Below are 16,121 nucleotides of genomic sequence, written 5' to 3' on the forward strand. Positions count from 1 at the left end.
CAAGCCATAGAAATGGGGGACGGACATGGACCGACTGAAGAACAGCGGATTCTATACGCTCAAATTTCTCATCACGCCGGAAGAGTTCCGGAGTGCGCTGAAGCTGCTGGAGCCTGCGGCGGCACAATTCTACCAGACTAACTTCTCCCGCACTGAAGATACTTCAGAGCAGGTGGCGGAGGGGTACCGCAGCTACTATGAATATTTCATGACAGCGGAGAAAAGGGAGGGTCATTGTCCACTGTTCGTATACGCCATTGCTGTGCAGCCTGGGGATGAACAATCGGGATATCATATAAAGCCGGAAGACATCTCTTTCCCCCGCTACGGACAGTGGGCTGAGGACAGTTTGCCGTGTGTGATGGTCTCCTTTCCCAAAGGGTTCCAGATTGATCTGGAGGACGAACGCGGGAAGTATTATATCTACGGGGACATCCGGGAGCATAAGCCGCTTACCTATGCGCTGTTCCAGAAATTCACCGGCGCTATCCGGAAAATAACCAAGCCGCTCCGCTTCTCGGCGCAGGACGCTGAGGCCATGAAGGAACAGAGGCCTGCTGTTCGCATCAGCCTGGGTGCAGCTCAAGACCTTAGCCACTCGTGGATGTTCAGCAAATACGGACTGAGGCTCCAGGGAAAATGGGGAGGAATAACAGATGCGCAAAGTGTGGAAAAAAAGAGTTCTATTTAACAATCCTGATACGCTGGACCCGGCTCAGATTGAGCAGGAGCTGCGCAGCGGCCACCAGGTTATTGTCCAGTTCTCCCACCCGGAGTTCTATGAACCCGTCTTGGAGGAAGTAGACGAGCTTTGCGCGCGCTATAATGAGGATTTCGGAGTGCGGTTCTATGCCCACTATTCCTTGTCGTTTGATTGCCGTACCCTCTTAAGGATCCCCCATGTCAAAATGCTGCACCTTGATCTCGCTCAGGCTCATCACACGGAGGCTTTAGCCCATTCGTATTTCCTGCACAGCCTGAACCTAGGAATCTACGAGCTAGAGAATTCGGAGATTCTGGGCTTAGACTCGCTAAGCTCGCTGAGAATCCTGACCATCGTCTCGGACAAAAGAATGCTTAATCTGCAATATTTCAAGGAGATTCCTTACCTGGAGGAGCTGCATGTAGGGGGAAAGGTCAAGAATCTGGAGGCTATAGGGCATCTGGAGAACTTGAGTTACCTGGCACTGCATTCGATCAGCAAGCAGCCGCTGCATTTCGTCAACCGGCTGCGGAAGCTGAGGCATCTGCGCATTCTGCTGGGAGGCCGGGAGCATATTCAGGAGATTGAACAGAATGAAATTGGGAGCTTGGAAATCACCAGAGTCCGCGGATTCCATGATCTGGGCAATATTACAGCCTTTCAGGGACTGAAGAGCCTGAAGATTGAAGATCAGATCAAGCTTGTGGAGATCAAGGTGGATCAGGAGATGAAGGCGCTAGAGGAGCTGACGATCAGGAATTGCAAGGGCTTGACCCGTCTGACGGGAATGGACCGGATGCCCGCGCTGCATAAGCTTAGTATTCTCCAGACCGCCATCGATTTCGAGGCCTTCATCCAGCAGAAGCTTCCCGGGTCATTATCCTCTGTGGAGTTTGCTACGTTCAAAACGAAAGCGGATCAGAAAATCCAAGAGACCTTAGTGAACTTAGGTTATCAATAAAAGTTTCCCTATCCTAACTTTGTTGTATTCCGCGTGTTACCTGAAAGCTATGAGAGAAGAACGTCAAGGCGGTTCGATTGCAGGGATCATACTCTCTATTTGGATATCAGCCTGAGCTATGAACAATACCAGCGCATGTCTATGAATGAGCAGCGGGAGGCCTTGGGTATTCACCTATACAGCTATCTGGCAGAGTCCATTGCTAAATATACCAAGCATGCAGATAAGACCGTCCAAGATCAACTGCTGCAATTGGTGAAAAGCTGGATGCTGGCTAATCACTGGCTGGAAGGAAAAATTCATCAGGCGCGAATCCTCCTCTCACAAGAAATGGGACTCTATGAAGTCATCCGGACCTTGAAGATGCCACTAGAAGAGATTGAGTATATCTTGCTGCGCATGAATGACGATGCGCCTGCTGCTGTTCATCCTGATCATTTATAATCATCCCTTAGCAGGGAGATAGGGGGCACACGTATGTATGAACGTCTAACACAGAAATTGAGTACGACTTCCACTATCCGATGGTTTCCCGGCCATGGGGCCGAAGAGAGCTGGATTACCGAAGCCGAGGAGGAATTAGGCTTCAAGCTACCGCCGTCTTACCGCTGGTGGCTGACCCACTATGGGAATGCCGGTCTAGGGGACGGGAATATTCTGACGCTCGTCCCCTCCGAGCATAGAGAGTATTCCGACAGCGACCTTCTGTATATCCACCGGCTGAACCTTGCGGAGGATTGGTGGGTCAGCCGGTTTCCACACCGGCTGGACCTGTTCGTACCGGATAGCGATGAGCTGTATTACTTCGATACGTCTGCCCGGAATCAACAGGGAGAATTTCCGGTCATGCGGTATGATCTGATGAATGATCTGATCGACGAGTATGCCCCCACGTTCGCAGCATTCCTGGAACAGCTAATCGACGAACGCTCCTAGAACCCCTTAGCTGCCGGCCAGGATAGAGAGGAAGGATATGTTGATGAATGTGGCACAGGAATCCGAATGAACAAATGAATTCCACCCAGAGGAGGAGACGCTACTTTAGCGTCGCACATAATCATGCGAGTCGACCGATTGCTCTCCATGCTGCTGATCATCTCCGGTAAAGGTACGGTAACAGGCAAGGAGCTTGCCGAGCATTTCGAGGTATCCTTGCGGACAATCTACCGGGATATTGATAAGATAAGCGAAGCCGGTATACCGGTTGCAGCGTCCAGCGGCAAGGGCGGAGGCTACTATATTATGGACAGCTATAATATAGGCAGCCTCTTTCTGAACCGGGATGAAGCGCACACGTTCGTAGCTGTAATGAAGAATTTACACGGCTTGTTTGGCAGGAATGAAGCTTTTAATGACATCATACTAAAGCTTGAACATACCTATAGGCAGGAGCCTGATAAGGACAAACTGACGCTGGATCTGTCCCATTTCAGCATGGAGCAGGAAATTAAAGAGTACCTTGGGATCATCAGCAAGGCCATCACGGATAACAGGCTGCTGGTGTTCAGCTATATCAACAGGAATATGGAATCCCTGGAGCGGACGGTAGAGCCAGGCTGGATGGACTTCCGCCACGGCCATTGGTATATGATCGGCTTTTGCCGGGTCAGAGGGGACTACCGCAGATTCAAGCTCGTGCGGATCAAGCATCTGGAGCAGGGACCGTCTTTTGCCCCAAGAGAGCTGCCGGATGACCGGATCGCTGAGATTATTGAGCACAGTTATTCGCAGCGGGAAATACAGGTTGTGCTGAGATTCACTTCGCGAATCGGTGCGCAGCTAACAAAGTATTTCCAGAAAGAGAAGATTAGCCGGGATGAAGATGGCTTCTATCTCGTATCGGATACTTTTCCGTATGAGGAGGGTCTGCTGAAATTCATTCTAAGCTTCGGCAAGGAGTGCGAGCTGCTGGAGCCCCGTGAATTACGGGCAGAGCTGCAGCAATATATGCAAAATATGCTTCGATCCTACAATGACTGACCCCCTGGTGTCAGTCATTGTGTTTTATAGTAGGGATATCGCCGGGAAGAATACATAACGCCCGCTATAACTAGGCTAGGAGTGAAATAATTAGATGAAAGCCAGCAATATACATGATAATTTCAATAATTTCGGTACGGAGGACTCGCGAACAGAACTGATACAGAGGCTGCAAAGATTGGAGGAGGCACGTTATAACCTGCGGGAGAGAGAAAGCTTGCAAGACCATACCTGTCTGATGCTGCGGTATATCGGCGATCCTGAGTCTGAGCTACGTGAGCAGATCTATTCCACGTTTCACGTATGGCTGAAGCGCGATAATAAGTTCTCAGATGCGGAGATGCGTCAGCTGTTGGCTGTCCTGCTGGATGACCGGCATTTGTTCTACCGGATTGGAAGCAACGGCGACCATAGCGTACTCACCAGGGCGTTTGCGGTTCTGCCTGTTGCTTTGATTGTAAATCGGCACAGGAACCATCCATTCCTGACTCCGGTTGAGTTCCAGCATCTGAAGCATTCGCTGCTTCGCTATTACCGGGAGGAGAAGGATCTGCGAGGTTATCTGGAAGCCGAAGACTGGGCTCATGCCGCGGCTCACGGGGCAGATGCCCTGGACGAGCTGATCCGCTGCCTTGAAAGCGATCATGCATTGCAGCGCGAGGTGCTGGGGGCGATTACAGGAATGCTGCATAATGGTGTTCGCATTTTTGACGAGGAGGAAGACGAGCGCATGGCCACGATTGTGGAGACGATGATTAGCAAAGCGCTGCTTCCCCAGCAGGAGATTGCCGGCTGGATTTATAGGTTGTCACAGTGTACGGAATGGCCGGATACGCGCGCATAGAGAGTCGCTAGAGTAAACGGGAAAAATCTTGTGCGCAGCCTGTATTTTAGAACAAGAGCCCGCAATGACGGGGAGAAGCTTATGCTTACCGGCGCCATGCTGACGGCTGAAGCTAAATTAAACCGCTTTACAGAGGGGAATTAACACATATGGAGGTAATTGAGTTTGAGTACTCACTACTATTTCAGCTGGTTTAATGATTTTTTTCCAGAGAAGCTGGCCCGATGTTTGCATGAGGATATCCAAGACCGGAAATCGCTGGTTATGATTAGCGCTGACCCGTCTGGTTATACAGATGAGCAGATTAACTATAATGACATTTCGGAATGGACATGGCTAACTCAGGCTAACCTTATTTTTGATGACTATCATTTTATTGATTACCGTATGCAGAAGGAAGAGGCCCGGCGGTTCATTCAGAACGCATCTGTCATTTTTTTATGTGGCGGGTATCCTATTCTGCAGCATGAATTACTGGCGGAATATGAATTATTGGATGGGATTAAGAACAGCAATGCCGTTATAATGGGCGCCAGCGCCGGTGCGTTAAACATGGCTGCCAAATGGTTAAACGTGGATGACATTGACGATGACGCTGAAACGGGTACCATTTATAATGGGATTGGGTTCGATTATTTCGCCTATGAATCTCATGCTAAACGCGATTACGCCACATTTGTTCAGGGCTACCTGTTCCCCTTGTCTGAAGAGATTGATATATATGCGGCAGAACAGGAGAGCGTTATACGGGTAAAAGACGGCATTATAGACATAATGGGTCCTGTATATTTAATCTCCCGTTCCAAGATTCAGAAATTGGCTGAGACGCTCTAATTAGGGCAGAAATGCTCAATCCGGATACGCACTTTAAGGCAAGAGTGGGGTACACAACTGGGATAATTTCAGGTTTGACGGTCCAGTGTGAGTGATTGATCCCTTAGCCGCAGGCTTGATTGCACGGAAGGCGGGAGCATTGAGTTGTCATGTACAAGTGGTGCCTGATGGCATCCCTAGTGAACTCTATGGTGAAGAGGCCGTATTCACAACACCTGGAATCTTCGATGATCTCTTGACATTATTGCGTATGGAATCAGAATAGGGAGAAGAGAACAGAAGTAAGGAGAAGGACTATGTACACAATAGGTGAACTCGCTAATATCATGAGAATTTCTAAGGATAAATTAAGATATTATGAAGAAAAAGAGATTTTGACACCCATCCAAAATGAAGAAAATAATTATAGACAATATGATTTTAAGGATATAGATACTGTACTGGCAATAGAGTTCTACAGATCACTGGATTTGGAATTTAAGACGATCCAGAAGCTTTGCAAAGAAAGTGATATAAAGGATATGCAGGGTATTCTGGATGACAAACACAACGAAATCATTCGAAATATAGCCAGATTAAATACTATAGCACTTAGAATTGAAAAGGCTAAAAAGGATTGCGATGATATCGAAAAACACTTGAATAATTATTCAATTAGGCCCATGGCACCTATAAAAAGTTTGGGGGAAATATCAGATTTCAGGGCCTATAAGGAATTTGAAGTGATACATAATAACAGGGATCAATTAGTTGAGGAACCCATTTTCAAGAGTCTAAAACGGTATATTACTTTTAACGAAGAGGGAATACAGTCGAATACAATGCTAGTCACCAAAGATGTAGAGGTTGATAATACCGTAGACGAAAAGGATATTCTAGACTATAAAAAATGTATATATACTGTCGTTGAAGATGGAATGCAGTATGAGGGCGTGATGGAAGATAGCTTTATAAAGGGTCAACGGTGGATGGCTGCCAATAATTATAAACATATAGGCGTAGCAATTATAGGCATGTTATTAGTAGGCTACCACGAAGGAATATTAAAGTCATATTTAGAAGTGTATATCCCCATTGAATAAGGAGGTTCACATCATACATTGACCTTGGGACGGCCCCATAGTTTAAGTTATAGAAGAATTAAATTATGGGGGGAACAGATTATGAATAGCGGGCATGAGATCAGAAGTATATGGAAGCTTGTAGCACTTCACTTATTTCCAGGAATAGTGTTAAGCATAGTGTATATATTTTTATTGAATAGCGAGAGTTTAACAGAATACCCCAAAGTTGTTACGCTAGGTATAGCCGGGTTTTTCTCGATATTGCCTATAGAACTGGGATATTTATTGTATGTTGCCAAAAAAGAAACGGGAAAATTCAATATCTTTAAGGTGATGGGCCTAAAAAGTAAGATGAAGGTTAAAGAATATGCAGTTTACACTCTTTTATTGCTCTCAGTGGCAGGAATACTTATGAAGGCATTACAACCCTTTTCAAATTACATATTGAATACAGTATTTCATTGGCTTCCAAATGACTATAATTATGTCCAGGATATGAGCCTATTCAGTAAAAACTTCATTCTAATTGCAATAGCAGTAAGCTTCTTCTTTCTTACACTTATACTACCCATAACGGAAGAACTCTATTTCCGGGGATTTCTACTGGCACGTATGAAATGGATGGGCAAGTATAGTGTGCTGGTCAATCTCTTATTGTTTGCAGTTTATCATTTCTGGTCTCCGTGGCTTATAGTTGCAAGAATTGTGGCCTTCTTACCCTTATTTTATTTGGTATACAAAAAAGACTCTTTAAAATTGGGGATTGCCGTACATTGCTTGGCTAACTTTACAGATGTAGCAGCTTTAGTGATGTTACTATGAATTCTATTACAAGTAGCCACGAAAAAAGGAAGTGTCTGCACACTCCCCTCAAGTTAACATTCTCTATCATCAACGATCTACTCCACATTACTCATAAGGTGAATTACATAACGAGACTTGCCGTCTTATTGACGAAATCAATCTCATTTCGGATTCCTTTATGGGCGTCATTCCACAAGCCCTTTGTCAGGCGAACGCGCAGCAGGCAGGTGTTGGGGTCCTCGTCGTTGTTGGCATCGTAATACCAGTCGGCGAAAATGGTGCGCAGCTTGGTCATCATCTCCGCATTCTTCTCGTCACATACCCAGCCCAGATTCTCACCGATCCCATCGGCTGTAAAATTCTCAACAATGATGCACACGGCGACTTCGGGGTTGCGGGCAATCTGCTGCATCTTGCCTGAGGTCGCGTAAGTGACAGTGTAGAACGCACCGTCCTCATAATAGGCGTCCACAATGCGGGAAGCAGGACGGCTTAGGCCACCAGGCCCCGGTTCCAGCGCGATGGTAGACAGCGTGATCAGCCCGTCCTTGTTACCCGCTTGTTCATTCAGCAGCTTCATGGCTTCGTCGTAATTGCTCATTATATTACCTCCTCAAAAGTCGTAAGGCATACATAACTGAGCATATCATTGTAAAATCCTGGTGCATGTGAAGAATGATACTTACCCTACACCATCACTTTCTAACAGGGAGTAGAAATTATCGCGGTCTTCATTATCGAATTTGCCCAGCGCCCGTACCCGGACAACCTCATGTCCGCCAAGCAGGTCGACTTCCTCGCCGTAACTGTTGTAGAGTGCGATCATATTACCCTCCTGATTCAGCTCCATATACCCGTAACAAGCTGCCTCCGGCACCTCACCGTACAAGAGCAAAAATCTGATCTTATCCACGCTGTGCATACATGCAGAGCTCCTCTCTTACTTCCTTATCAATCTGAAGAATATTTTACGTGACCCCGGGCAAATTGGAAAAAGCGGTATGGTTCTGCATACCCGGAAATTCATTGCTATTTAGCGAGCATAAGGGGGAGAACCCTCGCTGTGCCGCTCGTACACACATTATTTCTTGACGGGACGCGATTTGGGGAGTATTATAACGTGCCAGTGAAATGGGCGAGCCGGGAAAGGGTGCAGTGCATGAATAAAACAGACCGTTTGTTAGCCATCGTGCTTGAGCTGCAGCGTAACGAAGTGTTACGGGCGGAGGATTTGGCTGCTATATTTGAAACAAGTGTGAGAACGATCTATAGGGATATTCAGGCTTTAAGTGAAGCTGGCGTATCCGTAATCGGAGCACCCGGTCAGGGATATTCCTTAATGGAGGGGTATTTCCTGCCGCCCGTCAGTTTCACGGTGGAGGAAGCGGTGACGCTGCTTATCGGTACAGATTTCATCGAGCAGTCGTTTGATGCTCACTATGTCAGTAAGGCTCGAACTTCGAGGGGGAAAATAGAAGCGATCCTGCCGGAAGCGGTCCGCAGTGAGGCATCCCGGATTCGTAAAGGGTTTCGTTTGTTTTCATCCCCTGAAGAAGTATCCCGGACACAAGCTAAGGTGTACCTTGAAGCTATTCGTGAAGCCATGCTCGAGGAGAGGAAGATAAGCTTCACCTATGCAAAAGGCATCGCCGGGGCTGACGGGAGCCGTCAAAGTGTCCGTACGGTTGCCCCTTATGGAATTGTACTTCATCAAGGGTCCTGGATCCTTATCGCATGGTGTGAATTGCGTCAAGGTATCCGGCATTTCCGGCTGTCCCGGATGACGGAGCTTATTATACTGGAGGCGGGGTTCAAGCTGCCTGCAGATTTCAATTTGGATAACTACCGCCCGCCAGACGACCGCAATGTTCTTGTCCGTATCCATGTCGATTCTGACATTGCAGATAAGGTGAGGGAAGCGAACAATTTCTTTACAGAAACCATAGAGGAACATACGGATGGGCTGTTTATCACTTTTCGTGTAAGGCAGCCAGAGGAATTGCTGCACTCGGTGCTCGGCTGGGGCAGCGGCGTAATGGTGATGGAGCCGGAATCCTTCCGGCACCGGGTTAGAGATGAACTGGAGAAGATGTTGAAACGCTACTGACATAAGGGTGTCAGTAGCGTTTTTGTATACTTGGATAAAAAGTTAATTAAGGAGCTAATACATGATGATCACAACAAAAGAAGCATTAGAGCGTTTCGAGAAGACCGCAACCTACTATATTCATGAACTCAATCAATTCAGTCTGGAACAGCTGCAGGCTAAGCCCAGTGACAATGAGTGGTCCATGGGGCAGATGATCCGGCATCTCATTAACTCGGCGCTATACATGCAGCTTCGTAATATTGAGCAGTGCTTAGCATCAGATCAAGATCAGCAGGGGCTTCAATTGGAGAAAACAGAGAGAGGGGCTGCCGCATTTGCCCAAGGAAGCTTCCCGCCAATCCGGATTCAGGTTCCGCCTTCCCCGGAGTATACACCGGAGCAGCCTGAAACTAAAGAGCAGCTGAGCCAAGGGCTACAGACAGTCATTCAGAGAATGAAAGACATTGAACCTGACCTTGAACAAGCTTCGAAACTAAATACAATAGCTCATCCGTCATTTGGCGGACTGTGTGCGGAGGAATGGTTCCTGCTTGTTGAAATGCATTACCGTCATCATCTTCTGCAGTGGGACCGGTTGAAGCAGGGGCTGGTGCAGGGAGCACGGTGAGCCCTGCCTTAAGTATAAGGAGAGGGCTCCGGCCCCTCCTATTCGCTTAGCTGATATTAATCCGACCTACGCCTCTACCGCTCCAGCTTACTGCGCTCACGCATAGCGTCCATCTGCCGGGCATGTCTTACCGCACGGCGATTTCCCCGCGTTCTGAGCTGAGTGAGCATAATGAGCAGCCCGGCACCCCCCAATACATAAGAAATGATATGACTTACTTCATTCCACATATTTGAAGCAGCCAGGACGAATACCGCTCCAATAAGGGCAGTAATGATTCGCCCTGTATTTTTATTTTGCGTATCGATCAATTTTTTCTCAAAAGAGCTCGACAGCTTTACCCGTAAATCTCCGCTATCCATTTTATCTACTGCAGACATGAACTTCTTGGTCGTTGGAAGGATGCCCCTGAGAAGTTTCTTGCCTTCATCTACAACGGTGGAGAAGACAGTTCCCCGCAGATCTTTAAGCACAACCTTTTGGATATAAGGCTTAGCAGTCCCGATCAGATCAATCTCAGGGTCCAGTCCCAGACAAAGCCCATAGATCGTGCCTAAAGCTTTTCCCAGAAATGTTGTATTTGCCGGTAGCTGAAAGGGCTGTGAGTAGAGGAAATTACGCAGATCTTCAGCATTGTCGCCTGACGTCACAAAACTAAGGTCGAACGTATCCCCGTTGATTTGATCGAACAGTAAGGAAAGATTCCTTGCAAACACCTCTAAATCTGTATTCCGTCTTAGAAATTTCAAACGGGTAAGGGCATCGATGGCGCCGGGGGCATCTTTTAAATACACCGCCATTAAAAGGGCTACCATTTGGTTCTTCATATCCCCGGGAATTCGCCCGACCATTCCGTAATCGATTAATGCGATGGTGCCGTCAGGCTGCACGAGAACATTACCCGGGTGCGGGTCTGCGTGAAAGAAGCCTTCTATTAGAACCTGTTCCACGAAAATTTCCATGAGTGACTTCGCTAACCGGGTCCGGTCCACCCCCCAGGCATCGAGCTGGGCGAAATTGTTGATCTTCACACCCTCCACAAACTCCATAGTTAATACTTTGGAAGTGGTGTAGGCCCAATGAATGTCTGGAACCACGATATCCTCCCGGTGGATGAACTGCAGCTGGAACTGTTCGGCATTGCGGCCTTCTTTTCGATAATCGAGCTCATCCATAACGGTCTCGTAGAACTCATCATATACCACATCGAGATCCATGAGTGCTGCAATCTGGGCCTGGCGTTTCAATAACCGGACAGCAACCTGTATCGACTTCGAATCAATTTCAATAATATCCTCGACCCCGGGACGCATCACCTTCACTGCGACTTCTTCCCCTGTCCGCAAGGTCGCCCGGTGTACCTGCCCCAGGGAAGCTGCAGCGACAGGAACCCTAGTAAATTCAGCAAAAAACTCGTTAATGGACCCGCTGAGTTCACTCTCAATTCTGTATTGTATCTCAGCGAAATCTACCGGAGCAACGGAGTCCTGCAGCTTGGACAGCTCATCAAGAATTTCCTTCGGCAAAAAATCCGCCTGCGCACTCACATGCTGCCCAAGCTTGATAATTAATCCGCCCATCTCCATGGCGGTCTTCGTAAAATAGGCTGCCTGTTTCCGGTATAATGCTTTGGTTTTCGCTTCTAAGCGCCGTCTTGGCATAAAATACTTCTGCCTGCCCAGCCACCAGAAAGCCCAGGCGAACTTGAAAATCATCCGCATGGTTCTTCTGAACCGGGCATCCTTCAATAATTTCAGGAATTCGCTCATTCTTTTTTATCTACCTCCGGCCCGCTTTCATCCACGTACATTAGTATGATATTTCATACTAATCATATTTTCAAATGTGGCAGAAGAAATTCAACTTTTTACAATTTTATCTAGTCAGCAGGCAAAAGCTATGCTAATATCGTCTAAAATTAATAGATATTTATGGAGGGGGATTATACATATGGAAATCATCTATAAGCTTGATGAGATTGTAACCGCTGAACAGGTAGCGGAATTATTCCGGAAATCGGGAATTAAGCGGCCTGTGGACGATAGTGACCGTATCCAAAAAATGATTCAGAACGCAGATGTAATTGTTAGTGCATGGTATGAAGATAAGCTTGTGGGCATTGCCCGTGCTATAACCGATTTCAGTTACTGTTGTTATCTGTCCGATTTGGCTGTGGATAAAGACTATCAACAAAATGGCATTGGCCAACGGCTTGTTGAATTGACACAAGAAAAATTAGGAGACGAGGTTTCTTTAATCTTGCTTTCCTCGCCAACAGCGTTGGAGTTCTATCCCCGTATTGGGTTTGAGAAATCGGATAAAGCTTTTATTATTCCCAGAAAAAAATAAGCAGAGACAATAAGATTAAGCAGCTTGCAGTACAGCTGTCTAAGAGTAAGTAGCCGCAAATAAACAGCACCATGCTCTTCATAGTTGAAGAGTACGGTGCTTCTTCCTCAAGTAGACCCTACTGTGCGGCGCTAGTCGATCGGATGATTAATGTGGTCCTGATAATAGTCGAAATATAACTGGTTCTGCGTACCCCGCACAGCATAGAACACTTCGGAGACTGACTTGCCCCGCTGTTGCAGCATCTGCTCGAGCCACTGGGCGGTCAGCCCGTTGTGTGCAAGGTTGTCTTCCATAATCTTGCCGTCCATAATCAGCTCAACAGGGAAGGATTGAACGGCTGCGGCTTGCAGCTTCAGATCTTTGCGTGTCACCCACTCGTATTCGCTTTTCTTCTTGACGGACAGCTTCCCGTGGTCTTCCAGGCAGGCATACTCCACTTCCTCCATATTGAAAATATCCTTTTCGCGCAAGGATTGGGCCAGGGAGTCGAGCGTGTAGCGGATTTTTCGCATGTTGTCATCGAGGATTTTACCGTTCTCAATTACGACGGTCGGAGTGCCGGAGACGAGCCGGTTCCATGTGCGATTCTCGAGCGCGATCTTGGACACGAGGAAAGAGATACCGAAGAAGATCAGCAGCGCTACGGTGATGAGTGAGTGGCTGAGCTTATAATTAAACGCCAGATTCGCCGCAATGGAGCCCAGGGTAATGCCGCTCACGAAGTCATGGAAGGTCATATTGGATATCGTTTGCTTGCCGAGAATCCTTGACGTGAACATGAGAAGGATGAAAGCGGCAACCGTTCGAAAGATAACTTCTACATATGTTTGCAATGGATGTACTCCTTGTTCTGATTTCTGGGGCTGCAAAAAAAGACCATATCTTAAGAATGGCCTTAACCTTGTTTTTGTAGACGACGAAGGGATAAATTAAATAATTTTCTGAAACGAAGTGGGTTACATTCTGGAGTTTCATTAGTATTACAAAAAAATCTGCACCTCGGAAGGGTTATTCCGAAGTGCAGGAGGGGTTTAATCTAAGGGAAGATGCATTTAGCTCGTTTATTTCTTTTTGTGTTCAAGTAAATCTTGTACATCTGTCAGTTTAAGAGAGTCTAATTTCAATTCCTCTAAACGGGTATTTAATCCAGCCTCAGAAGTATACGTCTGGCTCGTGCCATCCTCCATGTTGAGAATTCCCCATTGATTTATATCTCCAGATTCAACCCGCTTATATACAATATAGTTCTCGTTCCAACCAATCTGGATGATATCCGAATCAATGGCAACGGGAGAGCTGTCTTGCTTCTTGGACACATAGTTTAGTTCCCCGTCACTGCTAAAAAGGCGATAGTCGTGAGGAAGTTTGAGCACGTTGTCACTTTTGTCATCCCGGTAATCATAAAGCATATTTGAACAACCGCTTAGAAGAAAAACAACAGCAAGAAGAAGAACAATTTGTTTCAAGTAAAAATCTCCCCTTTTCAAGCTGGTTGCCTATATTTACTTCCATTTTACACCAGAAACGGGGTATTTGCTAAATTATTTTGTATCTTGTGTAAACACTGATTCTTTTGAACTAATTTCTTTATATTCCATTTATTGAGATTTTTATCTGAGATATGAAATTCATATCCAGTACTAATTCACACAGTCGTTTGCGAGCACGGTTTTGCTGCTAGGCGTGTTCGCTGTCTAATCTATCGTTGATAATCATTATCATTTACTTTACGATACAGATAGAAGATTCAGCCAAGGGGGAAGGCCGATGCAGGGGGAGCGGGGAACGACCAACTATTTTACACAAGAGATGCTGGATATGGCCGTGCGGCTGTGGTCCCGGTCCTCTATTTCATTAATGGATGTCCGCCGCCAGGTGATCCGCATGGATCAGCCGCTGCTGAATTACAGGCTGCCGGCCAGTACACTTATGTACACCAGCGGGGAAAGGGCAGCTATCCAGCTGAATGAGCATTTGTTTAACACCGGGAAGTTCGGGATTGTTCATGGCGGAAAAGGTACGGAGCTGTCCATTCATCCAAGCGGCACTAACTTAGAAATGTACATGGTGCTGTATAAGTCCGAGACGGCTCCATTCTATAAAAGAGAGATCCGGCGCTTGCTGGAGCATATCAACCCATTTACACAAGTGTACGGGTTCGCTCCGGAGAATCCTGTTTTTTTCAAGGAGAAGTGCCGGAGTATGTTTGATTACTGGAGCAGTCCTTCCGAGCAGAATCTGTTTCATGCCAAGATCATGCTTTATCAGCTGGTTCATGAAATATACCGGGAGCTCGGACGCGGGAATATCCGTTACTTCGAGACCGATTATGTGGAGCTGGTTAAGCAATACCTGGACCGCCATTATACGGAGCCGGTATCCCTTCAGCTGCTGGCCGATGGCCTGCCGATCAGCCGGAGCCTGCTTGGCAAGCTGTTCAGGAAACGGGAGCATAAGAGCCTCCAGGTCTATTTGAATGAGAAGAGGCTGGAATCGGCCAGGCACTATTTGCAGAACCCGGGTTTAACGTTGCAGGAGGTTGCGCTGGGCTGCGGCTTTACGGATGAACTCAATTTAAACCGGATGTTCAAGAAATACATGTATATGACACCGGGCGATTACCGGAGAAAAATGATAGTTAAGCATACCAAAAACGATATTGATAACGATTCTCAACGTCTTTACAATGGGGTAGGACTAGACGAACTAGCCAAAACCACAGGAGACGGGGAGTTAGTAATGTTTGGACAGGCCAGAAGCAAGGAAATTCTATTACCGGCTGCTTTATGTCTTATGCTGCTTTTAACCGCCTGCGCGTCCACCGCGCCTGCAAATAATGCTTCAAGTACGGCTAAGCCGCAGGTGCAGGCCCAGGCATCGCCAAGCGCAGAAGCAAAGGAGACCGTAGCCGTGGCACAAACACGAGTTGTAACAACAGAGCATGGGGAAGTCGAGGTTCCGGCGGACCCGCAGAGGATTGTATATCTGGTAGGGAATAATGTGGGCGACATCCTGCCGTTCGGCAAAACGGTTGTAGGCGTCGATCAATATGGTGATCCGTCGGTGCGTCCGGAAGCGTGGAAGCAGGAATGGGGCGCACTGGTGTCAGCAGTATCAATTGTAGCGGGAAATGACCCCGAGAGCATACTGGCGCTGGAGCCGGATCTGATTATCGGTTCTGCTACCTGGTCCTCCCTGCCGATGGATCAGTTAAGCAAAATCGCTCCGACGATTTTCTATAACGAAATGTCCCCGCTTGATGAACGGATGACGTTCTTTGGCGAGATGTTCGGCATGCAGGACAAAGCACAGGAATTGATTACGCAGTATGCTGCAAAGGTCGAAGCTGCCAAGCAGCGCCTTATAGATGGGGGCATTTATGATAAGAAAATTGTGTTTCTGCAAGGGGTAGAGGATGGCACTCCAGGCTTGCAGGGAGATAAAACCAGAGGCATAATCTATGAGGACCTGGGTATGCATGCTCCGGAGATCATTGAGCAGGAATTTTTCAACCGTGAGAATAAGAATTCGGAAGGTTATTATTCACCCTTTTCCATGGAGGTTATGGGCAAGTATCTGAGCGAAGCTGATATTATCAGCTATACGAACTTCGGCTCTTCAGTGGAGAATCTGGAGTCGCAGTTAGCCTCAGTCGCCATTTGGAAGACGATCCCCGCAGTGCAGAAGGGCAATATTCAATATCATACTGCCACTGATACGCTAATTGATTATGACTATGCCAGCCGGATGGTGTCGCTCGACACATTTGTGGATGCTTTGCTTGAGCTTCCTATTGCGCAGAAGTGAAGTAAGGAGGCTTCCCCGTTGTCTGTACATCTGGAGAGATGTGCAGCGGCGGGGC

Annotated in this window: 17 protein-coding genes and 1 pseudogene; 13 read left to right on the forward strand and 5 right to left on the reverse strand. The window is 47.1% G+C overall.

From position 1 onward, the window contains the following. The first annotated feature begins 25 nt into the window (after nucleotides 1-25). The 9 genes and pseudogenes from LOS79_RS25440 to LOS79_RS25480 all read left to right on the forward strand — a co-directional run bounded on the left by LOS79_RS25440 (nucleotide 26) and on the right by LOS79_RS25480 (nucleotide 7,208). Complete coding sequence (locus tag LOS79_RS25440; RefSeq protein WP_315413316.1) at nucleotides 26-691, forward strand: hypothetical protein; 666 nt, start codon at nucleotides 26-28, stop codon at nucleotides 689-691. Then, nucleotides 657-1,664, forward strand: a complete 1,008-nt coding sequence (locus LOS79_RS25445; protein WP_315413318.1) for a hypothetical protein — start codon at nucleotides 657-659, stop codon at nucleotides 1,662-1,664. The genes LOS79_RS25440 and LOS79_RS25445 overlap by 35 nt, the downstream gene beginning before the upstream one ends. A gap of 99 nt (nucleotides 1,665-1,763) precedes the next feature. After that, a complete protein-coding gene (locus tag LOS79_RS25450) occupies nucleotides 1,764-2,108 on the forward strand; it encodes an Imm44 family immunity protein (protein ID WP_315413320.1) in 345 nt (114 codons plus the stop codon). Between the two features lie 33 nt (nucleotides 2,109-2,141). Further along, nucleotides 2,142-2,600 (forward strand): SMI1/KNR4 family protein, encoded by a 459-nt coding sequence (locus LOS79_RS25455; RefSeq protein WP_315413322.1) that lies wholly within the window; start codon nucleotides 2,142-2,144, stop codon nucleotides 2,598-2,600. A 123-nt stretch (nucleotides 2,601-2,723) separates the two neighbouring features. Beyond that, nucleotides 2,724-3,644 (forward strand): helix-turn-helix transcriptional regulator, encoded by a 921-nt coding sequence (locus LOS79_RS25460; protein WP_315413324.1) that lies wholly within the window; start codon nucleotides 2,724-2,726, stop codon nucleotides 3,642-3,644. Nucleotides 3,645-3,738: 94 nt separating this feature from the next. After that, nucleotides 3,739-4,632 (forward strand): annotated as a pseudogene (locus LOS79_RS25465) (DUF2785 domain-containing protein). A 21-nt stretch (nucleotides 4,633-4,653) separates the two neighbouring features. Then, entirely contained in the window at nucleotides 4,654-5,322 is a 669-nt protein-coding gene (locus tag LOS79_RS25470; protein ID WP_315413326.1) for a type 1 glutamine amidotransferase family protein, read from the forward strand. 296 nt (nucleotides 5,323-5,618) lie between these two features. Continuing rightward, nucleotides 5,619-6,404 (forward strand): MerR family transcriptional regulator, encoded by a 786-nt coding sequence (locus tag LOS79_RS25475; protein ID WP_315413327.1) that lies wholly within the window; start codon nucleotides 5,619-5,621, stop codon nucleotides 6,402-6,404. A gap of 81 nt (nucleotides 6,405-6,485) precedes the next feature. After that, nucleotides 6,486-7,208 carry a CPBP family intramembrane glutamic endopeptidase gene (locus LOS79_RS25480; protein WP_315413329.1) on the forward strand — a complete coding sequence of 241 codons (723 nt, stop codon included), beginning with the start codon at nucleotides 6,486-6,488 and terminating at the stop codon, nucleotides 7,206-7,208. A 103-nt stretch (nucleotides 7,209-7,311) separates the two neighbouring features. Here the strand turns inward: LOS79_RS25480 and LOS79_RS25485 are convergent, their stop codons facing one another. Both LOS79_RS25485 and LOS79_RS25490 read right to left on the reverse strand, forming a co-directional pair. After that, the gene (locus LOS79_RS25485; protein WP_315413330.1) at nucleotides 7,312-7,791 is read right to left on the reverse strand and encodes a pyridoxamine 5'-phosphate oxidase family protein; all 480 of its coding nucleotides are present in this window, start codon (nucleotides 7,789-7,791) and stop codon (nucleotides 7,312-7,314) included. Nucleotides 7,792-7,872: 81 nt separating this feature from the next. Next, nucleotides 7,873-8,112, reverse strand: coding sequence for a hypothetical protein (locus tag LOS79_RS25490; RefSeq protein WP_315413331.1), 240 nt, complete (start codon nucleotides 8,110-8,112; stop codon nucleotides 7,873-7,875). Between the two features lie 237 nt (nucleotides 8,113-8,349). Here LOS79_RS25490 and LOS79_RS25495 point away from each other — a divergent pair, with 237 nt between their 5' ends. Both LOS79_RS25495 and LOS79_RS25500 read left to right on the forward strand, forming a co-directional pair. Continuing rightward, the gene (locus tag LOS79_RS25495; protein ID WP_315413332.1) at nucleotides 8,350-9,297 is read left to right on the forward strand and encodes a helix-turn-helix transcriptional regulator; all 948 of its coding nucleotides are present in this window, start codon (nucleotides 8,350-8,352) and stop codon (nucleotides 9,295-9,297) included. Nucleotides 9,298-9,361: 64 nt separating this feature from the next. After that, nucleotides 9,362-9,907 (forward strand): DinB family protein, encoded by a 546-nt coding sequence (locus LOS79_RS25500; protein WP_315422452.1) that lies wholly within the window; start codon nucleotides 9,362-9,364, stop codon nucleotides 9,905-9,907. 74 nt (nucleotides 9,908-9,981) lie between these two features. Here the strand turns inward: LOS79_RS25500 and LOS79_RS25505 are convergent, their stop codons facing one another. Beyond that, the gene (locus LOS79_RS25505) at nucleotides 9,982-11,676 is read right to left on the reverse strand and encodes an ABC1 kinase family protein (protein WP_315413333.1); all 1,695 of its coding nucleotides are present in this window, start codon (nucleotides 11,674-11,676) and stop codon (nucleotides 9,982-9,984) included. A 181-nt stretch (nucleotides 11,677-11,857) separates the two neighbouring features. Here LOS79_RS25505 and LOS79_RS25510 point away from each other — a divergent pair, with 181 nt between their 5' ends. After that, nucleotides 11,858-12,256 (forward strand): GNAT family N-acetyltransferase, encoded by a 399-nt coding sequence (locus LOS79_RS25510; RefSeq protein ID WP_315413335.1) that lies wholly within the window; start codon nucleotides 11,858-11,860, stop codon nucleotides 12,254-12,256. Between the two features lie 131 nt (nucleotides 12,257-12,387). Here the strand turns inward: LOS79_RS25510 and LOS79_RS25515 are convergent, their stop codons facing one another. After that, nucleotides 12,388-13,128, reverse strand: a complete 741-nt coding sequence (locus tag LOS79_RS25515; RefSeq protein WP_397386691.1) for a DUF421 domain-containing protein — start codon at nucleotides 13,126-13,128, stop codon at nucleotides 12,388-12,390. A 192-nt stretch (nucleotides 13,129-13,320) separates the two neighbouring features. After that, nucleotides 13,321-13,725, reverse strand: coding sequence for a DUF3997 domain-containing protein (locus tag LOS79_RS25520; RefSeq protein WP_315413337.1), 405 nt, complete (start codon nucleotides 13,723-13,725; stop codon nucleotides 13,321-13,323). 301 nt (nucleotides 13,726-14,026) lie between these two features. Between LOS79_RS25520 and LOS79_RS25525 the strand changes: the two genes are divergently transcribed. Then, nucleotides 14,027-16,066 carry an ABC transporter substrate-binding protein gene (locus LOS79_RS25525; RefSeq protein WP_315413338.1) on the forward strand — a complete coding sequence of 680 codons (2,040 nt, stop codon included), beginning with the start codon at nucleotides 14,027-14,029 and terminating at the stop codon, nucleotides 16,064-16,066. Nucleotides 16,067-16,121: the final 55 nt, after the last annotated feature.

The sequence above is a fragment of the Paenibacillus sp. MMS20-IR301 genome, assembly GCF_032302195.1.
In the GTDB taxonomy this organism is placed as follows: domain Bacteria; phylum Bacillota; class Bacilli; order Paenibacillales; family Paenibacillaceae; genus Paenibacillus_AQ.

Bases quoted from the DNA above. Each gene is read 5' to 3' on its own strand.
- LOS79_RS25525 (WP_315413338.1), top strand. From the start codon at position 14,027: ATGCAGGGGGAGCGGGGAACGACCAACTATTTTACACAAGAGATGCTG.
- LOS79_RS25500 (WP_315422452.1), top strand. From the start codon at position 9,362: ATGATCACAACAAAAGAAGCATTAGAGCGTTTCGAGAAGACCGCAACC.
- LOS79_RS25490 (WP_315413331.1), bottom strand. From the start codon at position 8,112: ATGCACAGCGTGGATAAGATCAGATTTTTGCTCTTGTACGGTGAGGTG.
- LOS79_RS25480 (WP_315413329.1), top strand. From the start codon at position 6,486: ATGAATAGCGGGCATGAGATCAGAAGTATATGGAAGCTTGTAGCACTT.
- LOS79_RS25445 (WP_315413318.1), top strand. From the start codon at position 657: ATGCGCAAAGTGTGGAAAAAAAGAGTTCTATTTAACAATCCTGATACG.
- LOS79_RS25510 (WP_315413335.1), top strand. From the start codon at position 11,858: ATGGAAATCATCTATAAGCTTGATGAGATTGTAACCGCTGAACAGGTA.
- LOS79_RS25505 (WP_315413333.1), bottom strand. From the start codon at position 11,676: ATGAGCGAATTCCTGAAATTATTGAAGGATGCCCGGTTCAGAAGAACC.
- LOS79_RS25440 (WP_315413316.1), top strand. From the start codon at position 26: ATGGACCGACTGAAGAACAGCGGATTCTATACGCTCAAATTTCTCATC.
- LOS79_RS25475 (WP_315413327.1), top strand. From the start codon at position 5,619: ATGTACACAATAGGTGAACTCGCTAATATCATGAGAATTTCTAAGGAT.
- LOS79_RS25485 (WP_315413330.1), bottom strand. From the start codon at position 7,791: ATGAGCAATTACGACGAAGCCATGAAGCTGCTGAATGAACAAGCGGGT.
- LOS79_RS25495 (WP_315413332.1), top strand. From the start codon at position 8,350: ATGAATAAAACAGACCGTTTGTTAGCCATCGTGCTTGAGCTGCAGCGT.
- LOS79_RS25455 (WP_315413322.1), top strand. From the start codon at position 2,142: ATGTATGAACGTCTAACACAGAAATTGAGTACGACTTCCACTATCCGA.
- LOS79_RS25460 (WP_315413324.1), top strand. From the start codon at position 2,724: ATGCGAGTCGACCGATTGCTCTCCATGCTGCTGATCATCTCCGGTAAA.